The organism is Pseudomonas monachiensis, assembly GCF_047345015.1.
Lineage (GTDB): Bacteria > Pseudomonadota > Gammaproteobacteria > Pseudomonadales > Pseudomonadaceae > Aquipseudomonas > Aquipseudomonas monachiensis.
The window spans coordinates 4,374,866-4,395,753 of the sequence record NZ_CP178857.1 but is presented as its reverse complement, the minus strand read 5'-3'; the positions used below and the strand labels follow the sequence as shown (position 1 = coordinate 4,395,753).

At 62.7% G+C, this 20,888-nt stretch carries 8 protein-coding genes; 4 read left to right on the top strand and 4 right to left on the bottom strand.

Annotated features, from left to right (window positions below):
• Nucleotides 1-44: 44 nt before the first annotated feature.
• Together ACMDB8_RS19555 and ACMDB8_RS19550 are read left to right on the top strand one after the other, a co-directional pair.
• Nucleotides 45-13,043: a non-ribosomal peptide synthetase gene (locus tag ACMDB8_RS19555; RefSeq protein ID WP_409079368.1), complete on the top strand. Its 12,999-nt coding sequence runs from the start codon at nt 45-47 to the stop codon at nt 13,041-13,043.
• Nucleotides 13,044-13,246: 203 nt separating this feature from the next.
• Nucleotides 13,247-14,065, top strand: coding sequence for an alpha/beta fold hydrolase (locus ACMDB8_RS19550; RefSeq protein WP_056727060.1), 819 nt, complete (start codon nt 13,247-13,249; stop codon nt 14,063-14,065).
• A gap of 58 nt (nt 14,066-14,123) precedes the next feature.
• Here the strand turns inward: ACMDB8_RS19550 and dsbG are convergent, their stop codons facing one another.
• From dsbG to ACMDB8_RS19530, 4 genes are all read right to left on the bottom strand, one after another.
• On the bottom strand, nt 14,124-14,891 hold the full coding sequence (dsbG, locus tag ACMDB8_RS19545; protein WP_409079367.1) for a thiol:disulfide interchange protein DsbG: 768 nt from the start codon (nt 14,889-14,891) through the stop codon (nt 14,124-14,126).
• On the bottom strand, nt 14,867-15,721 hold the full coding sequence (locus ACMDB8_RS19540) for a TlpA disulfide reductase family protein (protein ID WP_223541677.1): 855 nt from the start codon (nt 15,719-15,721) through the stop codon (nt 14,867-14,869). The genes dsbG and ACMDB8_RS19540 overlap by 25 nt, the downstream gene beginning before the upstream one ends.
• On the bottom strand, nt 15,721-17,463 hold the full coding sequence (gene dsbD / locus ACMDB8_RS19535) for a protein-disulfide reductase DsbD (protein WP_409079366.1): 1,743 nt from the start codon (nt 17,461-17,463) through the stop codon (nt 15,721-15,723). Before dsbD ends, ACMDB8_RS19540 begins: the two co-directional genes overlap by 1 nt.
• 117 nt (nt 17,464-17,580) lie before the next feature.
• Complete coding sequence (locus tag ACMDB8_RS19530; protein WP_056727056.1) at nt 17,581-18,549, bottom strand: tetratricopeptide repeat protein; 969 nt, start codon at nt 18,547-18,549, stop codon at nt 17,581-17,583.
• Between the two features lie 197 nt (nt 18,550-18,746).
• Here ACMDB8_RS19530 and ACMDB8_RS19525 point away from each other — a divergent pair, with 197 nt between their 5' ends.
• Nucleotides 18,747-19,427 (top strand): response regulator, encoded by a 681-nt coding sequence (locus ACMDB8_RS19525; RefSeq protein WP_056727055.1) that lies wholly within the window; start codon nt 18,747-18,749, stop codon nt 19,425-19,427.
• Nucleotides 19,424-20,749 carry an ATP-binding protein gene (locus ACMDB8_RS19520; RefSeq protein ID WP_056727054.1) on the top strand — a complete coding sequence of 442 codons (1,326 nt, stop codon included), beginning with the start codon at nt 19,424-19,426 and terminating at the stop codon, nt 20,747-20,749. The genes ACMDB8_RS19525 and ACMDB8_RS19520 overlap by 4 nt, the downstream gene beginning before the upstream one ends.
• Nucleotides 20,750-20,888: the final 139 nt, after the last annotated feature.

Below are 20,888 nucleotides of genomic sequence, written 5' to 3'. Positions count from 1 at the left end.
GAAAACCGATTCCAATTGCAAGCCGAATTCAGGCAGGAAACCTCATGAGCGACGCGTTCGAACTCCCCAGCACAATGGTCCAAGCCCTTCAGCGCCGCGCGGCCCTGACGCCGGATCGGGTGGCCCTGCGCTTTCTCGCCGAAACCCAGGACCAGGCGGTGCTGCTCAGCTATCGCGAACTGGACCTGCGGGCGCGGACGATTGCCGGCGCGTTGCAGACCCAAACGGATGTCGGCGACCGCGCGGTGTTGCTGTTCCCCAGCGGCCCGGATTACGTCGCGGCGTTCTTCGGTTGCCTGTACGCCGGGGTGATCGCGGTGCCGGCTTATCCGCCGGAGTCGACGCGCCGTCATCATCAGGAGCGCCTGCTGTCGATCATCAGCGATGCCCAGCCACGCCTGCTGCTGACCAGCGCCGGACTGCGCGAAGGGTTGCAGCAGATCGAAGGGGCGCCGCCGCTGCTGTGTGTCGATACCCTCGACGGTGCACTGGCCGAGCGCTGGGTCGCGGTGGACCTGCAGGCCGATCACATCGCCTTCCTGCAATACACCTCCGGCTCCACCGCGCTGCCCAAAGGCGTGCAAGTCAGCCACGGCAATCTGGTGGCCAACGAATTGCTGATTCGCCACGGTTTCGGCATTGACCTGAACCCCGACGATGTCATCGTCAGCTGGCTACCGCTGTACCACGACATGGGCCTGATCGGCGGCCTGCTGCAGCCGATTTTCAGCGGCGTGCCCTGTGTGTTGATGTCCCCGGCGTATTTCCTCGGCCGGCCGTTGCGCTGGCTGGAGGCGATCAGCGAATACGGCGGCACCATCAGCGGCGGGCCGGATTTTGCCTATCGCTTGTGCAGCGAACGGGTCAGCGAGTCAGCCCTGGAGCGGCTCGACCTGAGTGGCTGGCGCGTGGCGTATTCCGGTTCCGAACCGATTCGCCTCGACACCCTGGAACGCTTCGCCGGGAAGTTCGCCACCTGCGGTTTCACCGCGGACAGCTTCATGGCCTCCTATGGTCTGGCCGAAGCCACCTTGTTCGTGGCCGGCACCGCGCGCGGTAAAGGCATTGGCAACCTGCGGGTGGACGATCAGGCCCTGGCGCAGAACCGAGTCGAAGCGGGCGAGGGTAGCGCGATCATGAGTTGCGGTATCAGCCAACCGGCGCACGCGGTGCTGATCATCGATCCGGCCTCCCTCAGCGAACAGGCCGACAACGTCGTCGGCGAAGTCTGGGCCAGCGGGCCGAGCATCGCCTCAGGCTACTGGCGCAACCCCGAGGCGTCGGCCAAGACCTTCGTCCGGCACGCCGGCCAGACCTGGTTGCGCACCGGGGACCTGGGTTTCCTGCGCAATGGCGAGCTGTTCATCACCGGGCGCCTGAAGGACATGCTGATCGTGCGCGGGCACAACCTGTACCCGCAGGACATCGAGCAGACCGTCGAGCGCGAAGTGGAAGTGGTGCGCAAAGGCCGGGTTGCCGCCTTTGCCGTTACGGTTGATGGTCAGGAAGGTATCGGCATCGCCGCCGAAATCAGCCGCAGCGTGCAGAAAATCCAGCCACCGGAATCCTTGATCAAAGCCATTCGCCAAGCCGTCGCCGAGGCGTATCAGCAAGCGCCGAGCGTGGTGGTGCTGCTCAATCCGGGCGCGCTGCCCAAGACCTCCAGCGGCAAATTGCAGCGCTCGGCGTGTCGCAATCGCCTGGCGGACGGCAGTCTCGACAGCTACGCGATGTTCCCGTCGGCCGCCACACAAAGTGCAGGCCGGATCGAGTCGGGCTCCGAGCTGCAAAGCCTGATCGGCCAGATCTGGTGTGAGCAGTTGCAAGTGACGCAGGTGGGCGCCGATGATCATTTCTTCCTGCTCGGCGGCAACTCCATAGCGGCGACGCAAGTGGTGGCGCGCCTGCGTGAAGAGCTCGGTCTGGAGTTGAACCTGCGTCTGCTGTTCGAAGCGCCGACCCTCGGCGCATTCGCCGATGTCGTGGCCCGTCTGCAACAGGACGGTGGCCTGGCCCAGGGCTCGATCACGGCGCTGTCGCGCCAGCAACCGATGCCGCAATCGCTGGCACAAAACCGCCTGTGGATCACCTGGCAACTCGACCCGCAAAGCAGCGCCTATAACATTCCCGGTGCCTTGCGCCTGCGCGGCGAACTGGATGAGGACGCCTTGCGCGCCAGTTTCCAGCAGTTGATCGAGCGCCACGAATCCCTGCGCACGCGATTCTTCGAGCGCGACGGGGTGGCGCTGCAACAGGTCGTTGCGGCGGCCGGGTTCAACCTGCAACTGATCGATATCAGCGACCTGCCGACCGCCGAGCGTGAGGCCCGGGCGCAGCAGATCCGGGAGGACGAAGCGCGAACCCAATTCGATCTGGAGAAAGGCCCGTTGCTGTGGGTGACGCTGGTTCGCCTCGACGACGAAGACCATCAGTTGCTGGTGACGATGCACCACATCATCGCTGACGGCTGGTCGCTGAACGTGCTGATCGACGAGTTCTCGCGCCTGTATGCGGCCGCCTCCCAGGGCCAGCAAGCGGAGCTGGCGCCGTTGCCGACGCAGTACGCCGATTACGGCAGTTGGCAGCGGCAATGGCTGGCGCAAGGGGAAGGCGAGCGTCAACTGGCCTACTGGAAGGACCGCTTGGGTGATAAGCATCCAACCCTGAGCCTGGCCACCGACCATCCACGCGCTGCCCAACAACTGCACAGCGCCGCTCGCCACACCGTGCGTCTGGGCGCTCCCCTGAGCGATGGGATTCGCCAGACCGCCCAGGCCCATGAATCGACCGCCTTCATGCTGTTGCTGGCTGCGTTCCAGACCTTGTTGCACCGCTACAGCGGCCAGGGTGATATCCGTATCGGCGTGCCCAATGCCAACCGTCCGCGCCTGGAAACCCAGGGCCTGATCGGTTTCTTCATCAATACCCAGGTGCTGCGTGCCGAGGTGGACTCGCGCCTGCCATTCGTTGAGCTGCTGGCGCAGACCCGTCAGGTGGCGTTGGGTGCGCAGGCGCATCAGGACCTGCCGTTCGAGCAACTGCTGGAAGCCTTCCCGCAAGCCCGTGAACAAGGTCTGTTCCAGGTCATGTTCAACCATCAGCAACGGGACCTCGGCGCATTGAAGCGCTTGCCGGGGTTGTTGGCCGAAGAGTTGCCCTGGCATAGCCGCGAAGCCAAGTTCGATTTGCAGTTGCACAGTGAAGAAGACCGCAACGGTCGCCTGACCCTGTCCTTCGACTACGCCAGCGAATTGTTCGAGGCCGCCACCATCGAGCGCCTGGCCGAGCATTTCAGCAACCTGCTGCGCGCTGTCTGCGATCAAACGGACACCGCCATCGGTGACCTGCCGCTGTTGACCGCTGCCGAGCACCATCAGCAATCGGACTGGGCCAGCGCACCCTGCGCAGCGGCCAGCCAATGGCTGCCGGAGTGGCTCACTGAGCAGGCGCGCCAGACCCCGCAGCGCATCGCGCTGGTGTGGGACGGTGGCCAGATGGACTTCGTCGAACTGCACACCCGGGCCAACCGTCTGGCCCATTACCTGCGCGACAAAGGCGTTGGCCCGGACGTTTGCGTGGCCATCGCCTGCGAACGTTCGCCGCAACTGCTGATCGGCCTGCTGGCGATCCTCAAGGCCGGTGGCGCCTACGTGCCGCTGGACCCGGAGTACCCGGCCGAACGCCTGGCCTACATGCTCAGCGACAGCGGTGTTGAATTGCTGCTGACGCAAACCCGATTGCTTGAGTGCCTGCCAGCGACTGACGGCGTCAGCGTGATCGCCATGGACACCCTGCACCTGGACGGCTGGCCGAGCCATGCGCCGGGGTTGCACCTGCACGGCGACAACCTTGTCTATGTGATTTACACCTCCGGCTCCACGGGCCAGCCCAAAGGCGTCGGCAACACCCACGCCGCGCTGGCCGAGCGCCTGCAATGGATGCAGGACACTTACCGCCTGAACGAAACCGATGTGCTGATGCAAAAGGCGCCGATCAGTTTCGATGTTTCGGTGTGGGAGTGCTTCTGGCCGCTGATCACTGGCGCACGTTTGCTGATCGCCGGTCCCGGCGAACACCGCGATCCGCACCGCATCGCGCAGCTGGTGCAAGCGTACGGCGTGACCACATTGCACTTCGTGCCGCCGCTGCTTTCGCTGTTCATCGAGGAACCGTTGAGCGCTGAATGCACCAGCCTGCGCCGGGTGTTCTCCGGGGGCGAGGCCTTGCCGGCGGAGCTGCGCAACCGGGTGCTGGCGCAACTGCCGGCGGTGCAACTGCACAACCGCTACGGACCGACTGAAACCGCAATCAACGTCACCCACTGGCAATGCTCCAGCGCCGATGGCGAACGCTCGCCGATTGGCCGGCCGCTGGGCAATGTGATTTGCCGCGTGCTCGACAGTGATCTCAATCCCGTTCCGGTCGGTGTGCCGGGTGAGTTGTGCATCAGCGGCGTTGGCCTGGCCCGTGGTTACCTCGGTCGCCCGGCGTTGACCGCCGAACGCTTCGTGGTCGATCCGTTGGGCGAGCCGGGCGCGCGCCTGTATCGCACTGGCGACCGGGCGCGCTGGACGGCGGATGGCGTGATCGAATACCTCGGCCGTCTCGATCAGCAGGTCAAGTTGCGCGGGTTCCGCGTCGAGCCGGAGGAAATCCAGGCGCGCCTGCTGGCCCAGGACGGCGTTGCGCAAGCCGTGGTGCTGGTGCGCGACACCGTGGCCGGGGCGCAGTTGATTGGTTACTACACCGCAGCGAACTATGCCGGGGAGGAAGCCGGGCAAACCGCCCGCCTGAAAAGCGCTTTGGCCGCCGAACTGCCCGAATACATGGTCCCGGCACAATTGATGCGCCTGGAACAAATGCCCCTCGGCCCGAGCGGCAAACTCGATCGCCGTGCCTTGCCGGAACCGCAGTGGCAGGTTCGCGAACACGTCGAGCCAGTGACTGAACTGGAGCAACACGTCGCCGGAATCTGGCGCGAAGTGCTGGGCCTGGCGCAAGTCGGTTTGCGCGATGATTTTTTTGCCCTCGGCGGCCACTCGCTGCTGGCCACGCAAATCATCTCCCGCACCCGCCAGGCCTGCGATGTCGAGTTGCCGCTGCGGGTACTGTTCGAACACAGCGAACTCGGTGCATTTGCCGAACAGGTTCGCCTGATCCAGGTCAGTGGCAGCACCAACAAGCAGCCGCCCATTGAAAAAGTCGACCGCAGCCAACCGGTGCCGCTGTCCTATTCCCAGCAGCGCATGTGGTTCCTCTGGCAGATGGAGCCGGACAGCCCGGCCTACAACGTCGGGGGCATGGCGCGGTTGCGTGGCGTGCTCGACGTAGCGCGTTTCGAGGCGGCGCTGCAAGCCCTGATCCTGCGTCACGAAACCCTGCGCACCACGTTTCCGAGCATCGACGGCGTCGCCCGCCAGCAAGTACACGGGCAAACCGGCGTGCGCATGGATTGGAAGGATTTCACCGCGCTGGATGCTGAAGTCCGCGAGTGGCAGGTCCAGCAACTGGCCGACGATGAAGCGCACCAGCCATTCGATCTGGAAACCGGACCGCTGCTGCGCGCCTGTCTGGTCAAGACCGCCGAACAGGAACACTACTTCGTTCTGACCCTGCACCACATCGTCACCGAAGGCTGGGCAATGGACATTTTTGCCCGGGAACTGAGCGCGCTGTACGAAGCGTTCGTCGATGATCGTGAATCACCGCTGGCGCCATTGCCGGTGCAGTACCTGGATTACAGCGTGTGGCAGCGTCAGTGGCTGGAGTCCGGCGAGCGTCAGCGCCAGCTCGATTACTGGAGCGCGCAACTGGGCCGCGAACACCCATTGTTGGAGTTGCCGACCGACCGTCCGCGTCCGTCGGTGCAAAGCCATCAGGGTGAGTTGTATCGCTTTGACCTCAGTGATGAGCTCGCGGCACGGGTTCGCGCCTTCAACGGGCAAAACGGCCTGACCCTGTTCATGACCATGACCGCCGCCCTGGCCACGCTGCTGTACCGCTACAGCGGCCAGACCGACCTGCGTATCGGCGCGCCGGTGGCCAACCGCATTCGACCGGAGAGCGAAGGGCTGATCGGCGCATTCCTCAACACCCAGGTGCTGCGCTGCCAGCTCGACGGGCAGATGTCTGTCGGCGAGTTGTTCGAGCTGGTGCGCCACACGGTGATCGAAGGCCAGTCCCATCAGGACCTGCCGTTCGATCATCTGGTGGAAGCCTTGCAACCACCCCGAAGCGCGGCCTACAACCCGTTGTTCCAGGTGATGTGCAACGTGCAGCGCTGGGAGTTCCAGCAAAGCCGCACCCTGGCCGGCATGACGGTCGAGTACCTGGCCAACGATGCCCGCGCGACCAAGTTCGACCTCAACCTGGAAGTCACCGACCTCGACCATCGCCTGGGTTGCTGCCTGACCTACAGCACCGATCTGTTCGACGAAGCGCGTATCGCGCAAATGGCCCGGCATTGGCGCAATCTTCTGCAAGCACTGATTGCCGATCCGCAGCAGCGCTTGAGTGAGTTGCCGCTGCTGGCCGGTGGCGAACAACAACACCTGCTCGACAGCCTTGGCGTCGAGCCGGGCGAACATCGGCTGGATCAGTGCATCCATCACCTGTTCGCCGAGCAAGCGTTGACGCGCAAAGACGCTCCGGCCCTGACCTTCGCCGGGCAGACCCTGAGCTACGCCGAACTCGACAACCGCGCCAACCGCCTCGCGTGGATGCTGCGTGAACGCGGTGTCGGTCCGCAGGTGCGCGTGGGCCTGGCACTGGAGCGCTCGCTGGAGATGGTTGTCGGCCTGCTGGCGATCCTCAAGGCTGGCGGCGCCTATGTGCCGCTGGATCCGGAGTACCCGCTGGACCGCTTGCACTACATGATCGAAGACAGCGGCATCGGTTTGCTGCTCAGCGATGCGGCGATGTTCAAGGCTTTGGGCGAATTGCCGGCGACCGTCGGCCGCTGGTGCCTTGAAGAAGACGCGGCGGCACTGGTCAGTTACCCGGCCACCGAGCTGCCGCTGATCAGCCTGGCGCAGCATCAGGCGTACCTGATCTACACCTCGGGCTCGACCGGCAAGCCGAAAGGCGTGGTGGTGTCCCACGGCGAAATCGCCATGCATTGCCGCGCGGTGATCGAGCGCTTCGCCATGCGCGCCGATGACTGCGAACTGCACTTCTATTCGATCAACTTCGACGCTGCCACGGAGCGTTTGCTGGTGCCGTTGCTCAGCGGTGCGCAAGTGGTGCTGCGGGCTCAAGGGCAGTGGGACGCGGAAGAAATCTGTGGCCTGATCCGTCGTCATCACATCAATGTCCTCGGTTTCACGCCGAGCTACGGCAGCCAGTTGGCGCAATGGCTGGCAACGCAAAATGAAACCCTGCCGGTGCGCATGATCATCACCGGCGGCGAAGCGCTGACCGGTGAACACCTGGCACGCATTCGCGCAGCCTTCCAGCCGATCCAGTTCTTCAACGCCTACGGCCCGACCGAAACCGTGGTCATGCCGCTGGCCGGTCTCGCCCCTGAAGTACTGGAAGAGGGCGCCGCAAGCGTACCGATCGGCAGCGTGATCGGCGATCGCGTGGCCTACATTCTCGACGCCGACCTGGCGTTGGTGCCGCAAGGCGCGACGGGCGAGTTGTACGTCGGTGGCGCGGGCCTGGCCCAGGGTTATCACCAGCGTCCGGGCATGACCGCGGAGCGCTTTGTCGCCGATCCGTTTGCCGCCGGCGGCGGGCGTATCTACCGCACCGGCGACCTGGTGCGCCAGCGCGTCGATGGCCTGGTGGAATACCTCGGTCGCATCGACCATCAAGTGAAGATTCGCGGCTTCCGCATCGAGCTCGGTGAAATCGAAACCTGTCTGCTGGAGCACGAATCGATCCGTGAAGCGGTGGTGCTGGCGCTCGATGCACCGAGCGGCAAGCAACTGGTCGGCTATCTGGTGACTGACGTCGCCGAACAGAGCGAAGCACAGCAATCGGTCTTGCGCGAGGCCCTCAAGGCGCATCTGAAATCGCAACTGCCAGACTACATGGTGCCCACGCACCTGATCCTGCTGGGCAGCATGCCGCTGACCGCCAACGGCAAACTCGACCGCCGCGCTCTCCCGGCGCCGGACCCGGAGCTGAATCGCCATCACTACGTAGCGCCGAGCAACGAGCTTGAAGTGAGCCTCGCGCAGATCTGGTGCGAAGTGCTGAACGTCGGACAGGTCGGCCTCAACGACAACTTCTTCGAGTTGGGCGGTGACTCGATCCTGTCGATCCAGGTGGTCAGCCGGGCACGGCAGCAGGGCATTCACTTCAGCCCTCGCGACCTGTTCCAGCACCAGACCGTGCAGACCCTCGCCGCGGTGGCCAGCCGCACCGAGCAGGTCAGCGCCGAGCAGGGTTTGATCATGGGTGATTCGCGTCTGACGCCGATCCAGCACTGGTTTTTCGACACCGATATCCCGCAGCGCCAGCACTGGAACCAGGCGTTGTTGCTGCAACCGACCGCACCTCTGGAGCCCCATCGACTGGAGCAAGCGCTGCTGGCGGTAATCGAACAGCACGACGCCTTGCGTCTGCGCTTCAGCAAGGTCACCGGTCAGTGGCAAGCACAGCATCAGCCGATTTCCGAGGCGCCGGTGCTGTGGCAGGTACGCGTTTCGTCGATGGATAAATGCCACGCCCTGTTCGCCGATGCCCAGCGCAGCCTCGACCTCGAAGAGGGACCGCTAATACGCGTGTTGCTGGTCGATGGTCCCGAGGGCCAGCAACGGCTGTTCATCGCGATTCACCACTTGGTCGTCGATGGCGTTTCATGGCGCGTGCTACTGGACGATCTGCAAACCGTGTATCGCCAACTGCACGCGCAGCAGTCGGTGAAACTGCCAGCGAAAACCAGCGCCTTCAAAGACTGGGCCGCTCGCTTGCAGGCCTACGCCGGCAGCGATTCCTTGCGCGAGGAACTGGATTGGTGGCAGGCACACCTGGCCGGACCAATTGCCGATCTGCCCTGCGATCACCCCGAGGGCGGGCGGCAGAACCGGCATGGGCAAAGCGTCAGCGTGCGTCTCGACAGCGAGCGTACCCGGCAGTTGCTGCAACAGGCACCGAGTGCCTATCGCACCCAGGTCAACGACTTGCTGCTGACCGCATTGGCCCGCGTGCTGTGCCGCTGGAGCGGTCAGCCATCGGCGCTGATTCAACTGGAAGGCCACGGCCGCGAAGCGCTGTTCGACGACATCGACCTGACCCGCACCGTCGGCTGGTTCACCAGCGCTTATCCGCTGCGCCTGACCCCGTCGAACATCGAAGAAGCGGCCGGGCAGGGCGCGTCGATCAAGGCGATCAAGGAGCAACTGCGTGCCGTGCCGCACAAAGGCCTGGGCTATGGCGTGCTGCGCTATCTCGCCGATGACCGGAGTCGCCAGCGCATGGCCGGGTTGCCGGTGGCGCCGATCACCTTCAACTACCTCGGCCAGTTCGACCAGAGCTTCGGCGCGGACGCGCTGTTCCATCCACTGGATGAAGCCCTTGGCGCGGCCCACGATGGCAATGCCCCGCTACCCAACGAGCTGAGCGTCGACGGTCAGGTGTATGGCGGTGAACTGGTACTGCGCTGGACTTTCAGCGCAGAACGCTTCGATGGGCAAACCATCAACGAGTTGGCAGATGCCTACCTCGGTGAGTTGAGCAGCTTGATCGAGCATTGCCTGCGCGACGACGCGGGCGGCCTGACGCCGTCGGACTTCCCGCTGGCGAATCTCAGCCAGACGCAACTGGATGCGCTGCCGGTCCCGGCCGCCGCCATCGAAGACGTCTACCCGCTGACCCCTATGCAGGAAGGCATGCTGCTGCACACCTTGCTGGAGCCGGGCACCGGCCTGTACTACATGCAGGACCGCTACCGCATCAACAGCGAGCTCGACCCGCAGCGTTTCGCCCAGGCCTGGCAAGCAGTGATCGCCCGCCACGAAGCCTTGCGCGCGTCCTTTTGCTGGAACGTCGGAGAAGACATGCTGCAAGTGATCCACAAACCGGGCGACACGCCGATCGAATACCTCGACTGGAGCGATCTCGCCGAAGCCGAGCAGGAGTCGAAACTGCAATCCCTGCTCAAGACCGAACGCGAGGCCGGGTTCGATCTGCTCAACCAGGCGCCGTTCCACTTGCGTTTGATCCGTGTGGGCGAGGCGCGCTACTGGTTCATGATGAGCAACCACCACATCCTCATCGATGCCTGGTGCCGTTCGCTGCTGATGAGCGATTTCTTCGAAATCTACAGCGCCCTCGGCGAAGGCCGGGAAGCGCAGTTGGCGATGCCGCCACGTTATCGCGACTACATCGGCTGGCTGCAGCACCAAAGCCTGGCTGAAGCACGGCAATGGTGGAAAACCAATCTGCAGGGGTTCGAACGGACCACGCCTATCCCGAGCGACCGGCCATTGCTGCGCGAACATGCCGGCGACAGCGGCGGCATGATCGTCGGCGACCGCTACACAAGGCTCGATGCCCGGGACGGCGTGCAATTGCGCGAACTGGCCCAGGCCCATCAGCTGACCATCAATACCTTCGCCCAGGCGGCGTGGGCACTGGTGCTGCGACGCTTGAGCGGGGATCGCGACGTGCTGTTCGGCGTCACCGTGGCCGGGCGTCCGGTGGACATGCCACAGATGCAGCGCACCGTCGGCCTGTTCATCAACAGCATCGCGCTGCGGGTGAAAATGCCCGAGGACGGCCAGCGTTGCAGTGTGCGCCAGTGGCTCAGCGGTCTGCTCGACCACAACATGCAACTGCGTGAATACGAATACCTGCCGCTGGTGAACATCCAGGAGCAAAGCGAACTGCCCAAGGGCCAGCCGCTGTTCGACAGCCTGTTCGTGTTCGAAAACGCCCCGGTTGAAGTCTCGGTGCTGGACCGTGCGCAGAGCCTCAACGCGACCTCGGATTCGGGGCGGACCCATACCAACTTCCCGCTCACGGCCGTGTGCTATCCGGGGGATGACCTGGGCTTGCACCTGTCCTACGACCAGCGCTACTTCGATGAGACCACGGTCGAGCGCATGCTCGGTGAGTTCAAGCGTCTGCTGCTGGCGTTGGTGGAAGGTTTCCATGGCGACATGGCTGACCTGCCGTTGCTGGGGGCCGAGGAGCAGGATTTCCTCATCCAGGGCTGCAACCAGAGCGAGCAGGATTACCCGCTGGAGCAGAGCTACGTTGCACTGTTTGAAACCCAGGTTGCCCGGAACCCGCAGCGGATTGCCGCCAGTTGCCTGGACCGCCAGTACAGTTATCTGGAGCTGAACCAGCGCAGCAACCGCCTCGGCCATGCATTGATCGCCGCCGGTGTCGGGCGCGATCAGCCAGTGGCCTTGCTGGCCGAACGCAGCCTCGATTTGCTGGGCATGATCATCGGCAGCTTCAAGGCGGGGGCGGGTTACCTGCCGCTGGACCCGGGTTTGCCGAGTCAGCGTCTGAACCGGATCATCGATCTGAGCCGCACGCCGTTGCTGGTGTGCACGCAAGCGTGTCGTGAGCAGGCGCAGGCCTTGCTTGAGGCGTTCGGCTGCTCCAGCCGGCCACGGCTGCTGGTCTGGGAGGAGGTCCAGACCCTGGCGGTGTCGGCGGACAATCCTGGCGTCTTCAGCGGCCCGGACAACCTCGCCTACGTGATCTACACCTCCGGTTCCACCGGTTTGCCCAAAGGCGTGATGGTCGAACAGTGCGGCATGCTCAACAACCAGTTGAGCAAGGTGCCGTACCTGAACCTGAGCGACGCCGACGTGATCGCGCAAACCGCGTCGCAAAGCTTCGATATTTCCGTGTGGCAGTTCCTCGCGGCGCCGTTGTTCGGCGCACGGGTGGACATCGTGCCGAACACCATCGCCCACGATCCCCAAGGTTTGCTCGCTCATGTGCAAAGCCAGGGCATCACCGTGCTGGAAAGCGTGCCTTCGCTGATCCAGGGCATGCTCGCCCAGGAACGCATGAGCCTCGACGGCTTGCGCTGGATGCTGCCGACGGGGGAAGCGATGCCGCCGGAACTGGCGCATCAATGGTTGCTGCGCTATCCGCAGATCGGCCTCGTGAATGCCTACGGCCCGGCGGAGTGCTCGGATGACGTGGCGTTCTTCCGGGTTGATTTGGCGTCGACTCGCGGCAGCTACCTGCCGATCGGTACGCCGACCGACAACAATAAGTTGTACCTGCTCGACGGAGCGCTGGAACTGGTGCCGCTGGGCGCGGTGGGTGAGCTGTGCGTGGCGGGGACCGGAGTCGGTCGCGGCTATGTCGGCGATCCGCTGCGCACCGCCCCGGTATTTGTGCCGAACCCGTTCGGCGCACCGGGTGAACGCCTGTATCGCACCGGCGACCTGGCCCGCCGTCGCAGTGACGGTGTGCTGGAATACGTCGGCCGTGTCGATCATCAGGTGAAGATCCGTGGTTACCGTATCGAACTGGGTGAAATCGAGGCTCGCCTGCATGAACAAGCGGAAATTCGTGACGCAGCGGTCAGTGTGCAGGAAGGGGCGAACGGCAAGCATCTGGTGGGCTATCTGGTCGCGGCGGATGTTGCGTTCGATCCGGCTGAACGCCTGGAGCGCATCAAGCAACGCCTGCGTGCCGAATTGCCGGAATACATGGTGCCGCTGCACTGGCTGTGGCTGGACAAGCTGCCGCTCAACGCCAACGGCAAACTGGACCGCAAGGCTTTGCCTGCGCTGGAGATCGGCCAGCTGCAAAGCCAGGATTACCAGGCACCACGCAATGAGCTGGAGCAGGCCCTGGCAGACATCTGGGCCGAGGTGTTGAAGGTCGAGAAGGTGGGCGTTCGCGACAACTTCTTCGAGTTGGGCGGGCATTCGCTGCTGGCCACGCAAATCGCCTCGCGGGTGCAGAAAACCCTGCAACAGGAGGTGCCGTTGCGGGCGATGTTCGAATGCAGCACGGTGGAAGAACTGGCCCGGTACATTGACGGGTTGGCGGCCAGCGAGCTCACCGGGGAGAAGGTGGATCGCTTGAATGATTTGATGGCGGAGCTGGAGGGGCTTTGATTCCCTGGCGTCTGTAATGGCCCCATCGCGAGCAAGCTCGCTCCCACAGTAGTTTGTGGTGATCACATCATCTGTGATCGGCATAAATCGCTATGGGGCGAGCTTGCCCGCGAAGGTGGCACAAACGCATACACTCCAGCGATTGACGAGGGATGGCCTGCCGCTCAGTCTTCCGGCTCCATTTTTACTCGCGGAAACAGTCGATGCCCTTCGTAACGATAGACGGACAGGCCCTTCACTACATCGATCAAGGCACCGGCCCGGCGGTTCTGCTGGCCGGTAGTTACCTGTGGGACCAGGCCATGTGGGCGCCGCAGATTGCTGCGCTCTCGCAGCAGTATCGTGTGATCGCCCTGGACCTGTGGGGGCACGGCCAATCCGGGCCGTTGCCTGTCGGTACGACGTCCCTGGATGACCTGGCGCGTCAGGCCCTGGTCCTGCTCGATCATCTGGATATCGAACGGGTCACGCTGGTCGGCCTGTCGGTTGGCGGCATGTGGGGCGTGCGCCTGGCCTTATCGGCAGCGCACCGGCTCAATGGCCTGGTGTTGATGGACACCTACGTCGGCGCCGAACCGGAGCCGACTCGCCAGTATTACTTTTCACTGTTGAAGCAGATCGAGGAGGCGGGTGTTATCACGCCAGCGTTGCTGGATATCGTGGTGCCGATTTTCTTCCGGACAGGCCTTGATCAGCAGTCGGCGCTCTACCGGGATTTTCATGCTTCCCTGGCGGCTCTACCTGCGGATCGCCTGCGTGAAAGCATCGTGCCGATGGGGCGGATTACGTTTGGGCGCGATGATCAGTTATCGCGTCTGGGCGAACTGGATGCGGCGAACACGCTGGTGATGTGCGGCGATCAGGACAAGCCTCGGCCACCGGGTGAAGCCCGTGATATGGCCGAGTTGATTGGCTGCCCGTGGGTGCTGGTGCCGGAGGCGGGGCATATTTCCAATCTGGAGAATCCGGACTTTGTCACCCAAGCGCTGCTGGAGTTTTTGGCTGAGCGCAATCCGGCGTAGGGTTTGCAAAAAAGATCGTCCGAACGCGGCCCGCGTTCGGACGATCTTTTGATCTTGCTTACTTCGGTCCGAGAATCTTCGCCAGTTTGTCCGGTGACGGCGCGCCTTGCTGCTGTTGCAGATTGCCCTTGTCGTCCATGTAGAAAATCGCCGGCGTCGCCTGCAACTCCAGTTCTTCCATCAATTGCATGTTGGCCGCGAACTTTGCCTGAATCGCCGGCGGCACTTCCTTCAAGGCCTTGAGCGAACTGTCCTTGCCGGAGGCTTCGTGGTCCTGCAGGGCTTTTTCCGGGTCCTTGGCTGCGAGCAGTGCGGCGGATTTCCCCGGGCTGTCTTCACGGATGATGCCCACCATGATGTGGCGCAACTGCACCTTGCCAGCCTTGACCCACGGCCGGGCCTGTTCCCAGAACATGTTGCAGTATGGGCAGTTCGGGTCACTGAACAGGTACACCACGCGCGGTGCATCCTTCTTGCCGTCGCCGATCCAGTTGCTGGTTTCGAACTTGGCCCAGACTTCCTTGGCCATCGGGGCATACACCAGTTTCTGCAATGGCGCGCTGCTCAGGTCATTGCCCTCGGCGTCATACAGGTTGCCCAGCAACACGTGTTTGCCATCCGGGGTCAGGTACAGCGCCATGCCGCGGTTCTGGTATTGCGCGGCATAACCGCGCAAGCCGTCGGGGGCGTCGAACTGGCCGACGATTTTCGCGCCCTTGGCCTCGATTTTCTTGATCGCATCGGGCAACTCTTCGGCCTGCACCGATGGCAGGTGCAACACGGCAGCACCGAGGCTCAGGGTCAGCAGGTGGCGGAGGCGGGACATGGCAGTTTCCTTGAAGAGGTGACGGGTACGGTGTCGAAGTTTTCCAGCGCGCGGGCCAGGCTGGCTTCCGACAACTCGCCCAGATGGCTGCCCAGCAGGCGACCCTCGGGGTTGTAGAACAGCGTAGTCGGTAGCGCCATGGAACCGACGGCCTGGCTCAGGCGTCCGCTGCCGTCGAACAGCACGTTGGACAGGCTCAGGCCTTGGGTTTCCAGAAAGGTCGCGACGCTTTGCATGCTTTCCGCCTGATTGACGAACAGGAACGTCAGGTCCGGTCGTTGTTGCTGGGCGTTTTCCAGCACCGGCATTTCCCGGCGGCACGGCGGGCACCAGGTGGCCCAGAGATTGATCACCAACGGGCCGCCCTTGTAGTCGGCCAGTTGCACGGTTTCGCCGGCGGCGTTGCGCAGGGTGATTTCCGGCAGGCGTGTGCCTTGCTCGTAAATCGACAGGGAGAAGGTCGCCAACAGCCAGAACGCCAGGCCACTGGCCACGCCAAAGCCCAATGGACGGCGCAGACCCGGGCGACGCCAGCCGCGATACAGCGTGGCGAGCAACACCACGACCACCCCCGGCCAGGCGAGAAAACCGCCATCGCGCAGGTCGATGACCTGCCACGGATCATTGCGATAGTGCACCCAATAGGCCGCCACGAAACTGATTCGGGCCGCCAGCATGCCCAGCAGAAACAGGCTGAACAGCACCGACTCGGGGTTTTCACCACCGCGCCTGGCAACCCGCCAGCCGACAAAGGTGGCCAGCGCCAGCGCACTGATCAGCAGCAGGTGATTAAGCGCAATGGCAAAGGTGCCGAGGGTGAAGGTCAGCATTAACGGGCGTCTCGGGTGATGGTCCAGCGTTGCAGGAAAGTGTCGGCATCGACCTCGCCGGTGATGCGTTGGCTGCGCCGCTCTTCGCCGTCCGCGCCAATCCACAGCAGGCTCGGCGGCCCTGGCACTTTGTAGCGGCCGAGCAGTTCGCGGCTGGCGGCATTGTCGGCGGTGACGTCCAGTCGGAGCAAGCGCACATCGCTCAAGGCTTCGAGGACATGAGGTTTGCCGAAGACCTGCTTTTCCATGACTTTGCACGACACGCACCAGTCGGCGTAGTAGTCCAGCAGCACCCACTGGCCCTGAGCGTGTGCGGCGTCGAGTTCCCGTTGCAGTGCCTGCGGATCCTTGACGGTGGTGAAGGCATCGTGGCCAACCGGCACGGTGGCCACAGCCTGGTTCGAGGCGCGGTAGACCAGCAATGGCTTGAACGGATCATCACTGCCAGCGGCCGCACCGATCACCAATAGGCCACCCCATAAACCGAGCAGCAACGAACTGGCGCCAAACAGGTGCGCGATACGACCAAAACCTTCGGACTGTTTCCAGGCGCTGTAGGCCGCGATCAACAGCAGCGCACCGCACAATCCGACCCACAGGGATTCGTCCAGCACCGGGCGCAGCATCAGCAATGCAGTGGCGAGGAACAGGAAGCCGAAAATGCCTTTGACCAGGTTCATCCAGGCGCCGGGCTTGGGCATGAAGCGATTGCCGACGGTCACCAGCAGCAACAGCGGTACACCGATGCCGATGCCCATGGCGAACAGAATCAACCCGCCATGCAGCGCGTTACCGCTTTGCGCGATGTAGAGCAGGGCGCCGGCCAGTGGGGCGGTCATGCACGGTCCCACCAGCAGACCGGACAGCGCCCCTAGCACCCCGGCGCCGATCAGGTTGCCGCCGCGTTGATTGCGCGAGACGTTTTCCAGGCGATCACGCACGGCCACCGGCAGTTGCAGTTCGAAGAAGCCGAACATCGGCAGCGCCAGCAGTACGAATATCGCCGCGAAACTGCCCAGCAGCCAAGGGTTCTGCAACCAGGCTTGCAGGTTCGCCCCGAGAGAGGCGGCCAGTACACCCAGCGCCGCATACACTAGCGCCATGCTGATTACGTAACTGCTGGCCAGGGCGAATCCACGTCTGGGTGTGGCGCCGCTGCCAACGATCAATCCAGCCAGAATCGGCAGCATCGGTAATGAACAAGGCGTGAAGGCCAGCAACAGGCCCAGGCCGAAGAACAGCAAAAGGCTCCAGCCCAGCGCCCGTTGTTGCAAGCTGCTGGCTAGCGCCTGGTCCGGTGCTTCAGTGGCTGCATTCAGCGCATTGGTGTTGCCCAGGTCCACGACCCTGGTCTGTGGCGGATAACACAAGCCGGCATCGGCGCAGCCCTGGTAACTGACCTTGACCTGACCGCTGGCGCCAGCGGGAATCTTCAGCTCCAGGCCTTGGCGGTAGACTTGCTGTTCACCGAAAAACTCGTCGCTGTGCGCTTCACCTTCCGGCAGCGGGGGGTGCTGTTCGACAGGCAATCCGTCGAACTTCAAGCGTTTTTGGTACAGGTAATAGCCGTCGGTGATCTGCCAATAGAGCTGGGTTTCACCGGATTCCAGACGTTCAGAGGTATACGTGAAGGCTTTATCAACCGGGAGAAATTCAGGTTTGGTGTCGAACGGATTGGTTCCGGGCGCCGCTTGAACCAGGCAGGTAAATAGCCAGAGGAAAAAAACAAAAATACCGCGCATCGAAAAAGCCTTAAAAACTGCTATTGCCGAGCACGATGATGGCCGCCGATTAACCGGATGTTAACGAACTGATTCGCGCTGAAAACCGGGTTCACAGCGCGAATCGTCGTCACGGGATTAACGAGGGTCGCTATAGGTCAATCGGTATTCCGACATTGGCGGATGCGTGCGTTTCCACTCCTGTGCAAATGCTTTGCCGGCTGCTTTATCTGTTTCGGACAACGTTTCGGCAATCTGTGAAAAAACATCTGAGATGTTTTGGTATCCCTTGAACTCTTTGTGGCTTTCCATAATCAGCCACATGAGGCCGTAGGCGTTGACTAGATTCTCTTCGAGGCCGTACTCGACATCGATGCCATTTTCATCGTGGTATGCACCGCCAAGCGCATACGCGTAATAGCGCAGAGACCAAACGTCGTTTGTTTCCGTCCATTTAAGCAGCCATTCCTTTCTGACGGGAAGATCATGGCTGATGTGCGGACGATTGCTGTACCAATGTATCGCTTTCGGGAACCCGGCATCGGCTGCACGTTTGAGCCAGCCATCGATAGCCGTTTCGCGTTCATCCGTGTTCGGAATGAGGGAATGATCGTTGTCATAATGCACAGCAAGACTGTATTGCGCTTCGAGAAATCCTGCTTCTGCAGATTTTTTCATCCATTCGATATCTTTGGTTAGTTCATAAAGTTGCAGCATGGCTTCGCTGTCGCCGTGATCGGCGCGCTCCTCTGCAAGCTCTTTCGCTTTGGCGAGCGAGGTTTCATCAGCTAATCGCAGTAAGGCACGGACGTCGCCCTGGGCGCCGGCCTTTACGTACCATTCTCTCTCTGCATGGGTTTTATCCTCCTCTTTGAGACTTCTTTCCCGGAGTGTGATGACCTGTGCGAGTGCATACTGCGAATCGCGGTCCCCTGCGGTGGCGGCAATCATGAGATAGGCCTCCGATTCCCGATATTCCCCCAGGTTGTAAAGTTGCAGACCTTTTTTCCTGGCGGCTTTTTGCTCATCGTTCAGTTGGGTGATCAGTGAGCCAAGCGTGTTGAGCAAATTGAACAAAGACGTCAATGCGTCCGCGTGTATATACATGGTCAATACCTGTGTTGATGGAAGTTTGGGTGGTACGTCACACAGGTTATTCAGGCAGGAGGGTGCAGGTGCGGTACATATTTATAGGATGCCCGACAAACCATCAGTCTTGAGAAATGACTGTCAGCAGCCGGTCAAGGCATAATCCTGGCTTAACCCGGTGTCTTTTTAATCAATGTCTTTCGACAGGGTTTTCCATGCACATACTGGTTTGCGAAGACGATGAATTGATCGCCAGCGGTATCGTCGCCGGCCTGACCGCCCAGGGCCTGACCGTGGAACACGTCGCCACGGCGTCCGCCGCACGGGCGATGCTCAAGGTCGCGGAGTTTGATGTCATGGTGCTCGATCTCGGCCTGCCCGATGAAGATGGCCTCAAGTTGCTGCAGCAGTTGCGTCACCATGGCCTGGAAATCCCGGTGCTGATCCTCACCGCCCGGGACTCGGTCACTGACCGCGTCGATGGCCTGCAAGCCGGCGCCGACGATTATCTGCTCAAGCCGTTCGACTTGCGCGAGCTCGCTGCGCGCTTGCACACGCTGTTGCGGCGGGTGGCGGGGCGCAGCGTCAACCTGATCGAGCATGGTGCCCTGACCTACGACCCGAGCAGCCGCGAAACCACGCTCGCGGGGCAGCCGGTGGACCTGTCGCGTCGTGAGCAATCTTTGTTGCAGGCCTTGCTGCATAACCGTGGCCGCGTGTTGTCCACCGAGCAACTCAAGGACAGCGTCTACGGTTTCAACGACGAGCTGGAAAGCAACGCCCTCAACGTCCATATCCATCACTTGCGGCGCAAGCTCGGCAACGGCATTGTCGAGACCGTGCGCGGCCTGGGCTATCGCCTGGGGCCGGCTGATGGCGGAGAAGAATCGAAGTGATGAGCCTGCGTTTGCGCCTGAGCCTGACGCTCGGAGCCGCCTTTGCCTTGATCTGGGCCCTGGCCGCGGCCTGGATGCTCAGCGATTTGCGCAATCAAATGATGTTTTCCCTCGACCAGCGGCTGGTGGCGTCGGCGCGCATGGTCGCCGGACTGATGGAGCAACTGCCGCCCGTGCCGAGCAAGGGCGAGGGCACTCATTTCAGCGCCGAACAACTGAACATTCCGGGCGGCATGGCGTGCCAGGTCAGCTCGTTGCGCGGTGAGATCCTCGCCCGCAGTCACACCGATCCGCAGCAGACCCTGGAGGCCGAGAAACTTGGTTTTCACGATCAGATGATCGACGGCGCGCCGTGGCGCAGTTTTACCCTGGCCCGTGGCGATCTGCGCATCACTACCGCCGACCGGCAGATCGAGCGCGAGGCGTTGAACATGTCGATTCTGCTGGCCGCTTCGGTTCCGGTGGGCGTGGCGCTGCTCGGTTGCCTGTGTTTGCTCTGGCTGGGCATCGGCCAGGGGCTGGCGCCCCTCAACCGCATGCGCGACGCCTTGATGCGCCGCAGCGCCGACTCCCTCGAACCGTTGCAGATCCAGCCACTGCCCAGCGAGCTGCAACCCTTGCTGGAAACCCAGAACCAATTGCTCCAGCGCATCGGCAAGACCATCGAGCGCGAACGTCGCCTGACCGGTGACGCGGCCCACGAACTGCGCAGCCCGCTGACCGCGATCAAGACCCACCTGCAAGTGGCGCGGATGACTGACGGCAGCGCCCGGGACCAGTCCCTGGCCCGGGCCGAAGAGGGTGCCGACCGCATGCACCGGACCCTCGAACAATTGCTGTTGCTGGCGCGCGTCGAAGGCAGTCTGTCGTTTGACGACGGTGTGCAATGCAACGCCGAGCAAGTGGCGAAGCTGGCGATCCAGGACGCGGCGAGCGGCGATCGCCAGCGCATCAGGTTTCAGGCACCGGGCAAGGTATCCGCCGCGCCGGTACAAATGCCCGCCGTGTTGTCGATTGCCGCGCTGCGCAACTTGCTCGACAACGCACTGCGCCATACCCCCGCCGACAAAACAGTGGAGTTGAGCCTGGAGACCACCGGCAATCGTGTGCAGTTCGTGGTGCGCGATCATGGGTCGGGGATTGCCGAAGAAGACCTGCAACATCTGACCCAGCGCTTCTGGCGCAACGGCCAGAGCACCGGTTGTGGTCTGGGACTGGCGATTGTCCAGGCCATCGTTCAGCGTTGCGGTTGCACCCTGCATTTCGATAGCCGGCCGGACGGCTTGCGGGTTGAGCTGACGATGCCGCTGCAACCGGTCTGAAAAACACCGCTGAACCCTGTGGGAGCGGGCTTGCTCGCGAAGGCGGCGTAACAGTCGACATAAATGTTGAATGTGATGGCCTCTTCGCGAGCAAGCCCGCTCCCACAGGGTATTGCGGTGACCGCCAAGAAAGCGGATT

Excerpts from the sequence above, each read along its gene's own strand:
- ACMDB8_RS19550 (WP_056727060.1), top strand. The coding sequence starts at position 13,247 with ATGCCCTTCGTAACGATAGACGGACAGGCCCTTCACTACATCGATCAA.
- ACMDB8_RS19555 (WP_409079368.1), top strand. The coding sequence starts at position 45 with ATGAGCGACGCGTTCGAACTCCCCAGCACAATGGTCCAAGCCCTTCAG.
- ACMDB8_RS19540 (WP_223541677.1), bottom strand. The coding sequence starts at position 15,721 with ATGCTGACCTTCACCCTCGGCACCTTTGCCATTGCGCTTAATCACCTG.
- dsbG (WP_409079367.1), bottom strand. The coding sequence starts at position 14,891 with ATGTCCCGCCTCCGCCACCTGCTGACCCTGAGCCTCGGTGCTGCCGTG.
- ACMDB8_RS19525 (WP_056727055.1), top strand. The coding sequence starts at position 18,747 with ATGCACATACTGGTTTGCGAAGACGATGAATTGATCGCCAGCGGTATC.
- ACMDB8_RS19530 (WP_056727056.1), bottom strand. The coding sequence starts at position 18,549 with ATGTATATACACGCGGACGCATTGACGTCTTTGTTCAATTTGCTCAAC.
- dsbD (WP_409079366.1), bottom strand. The coding sequence starts at position 17,463 with ATGCGCGGTATTTTTGTTTTTTTCCTCTGGCTATTTACCTGCCTGGTT.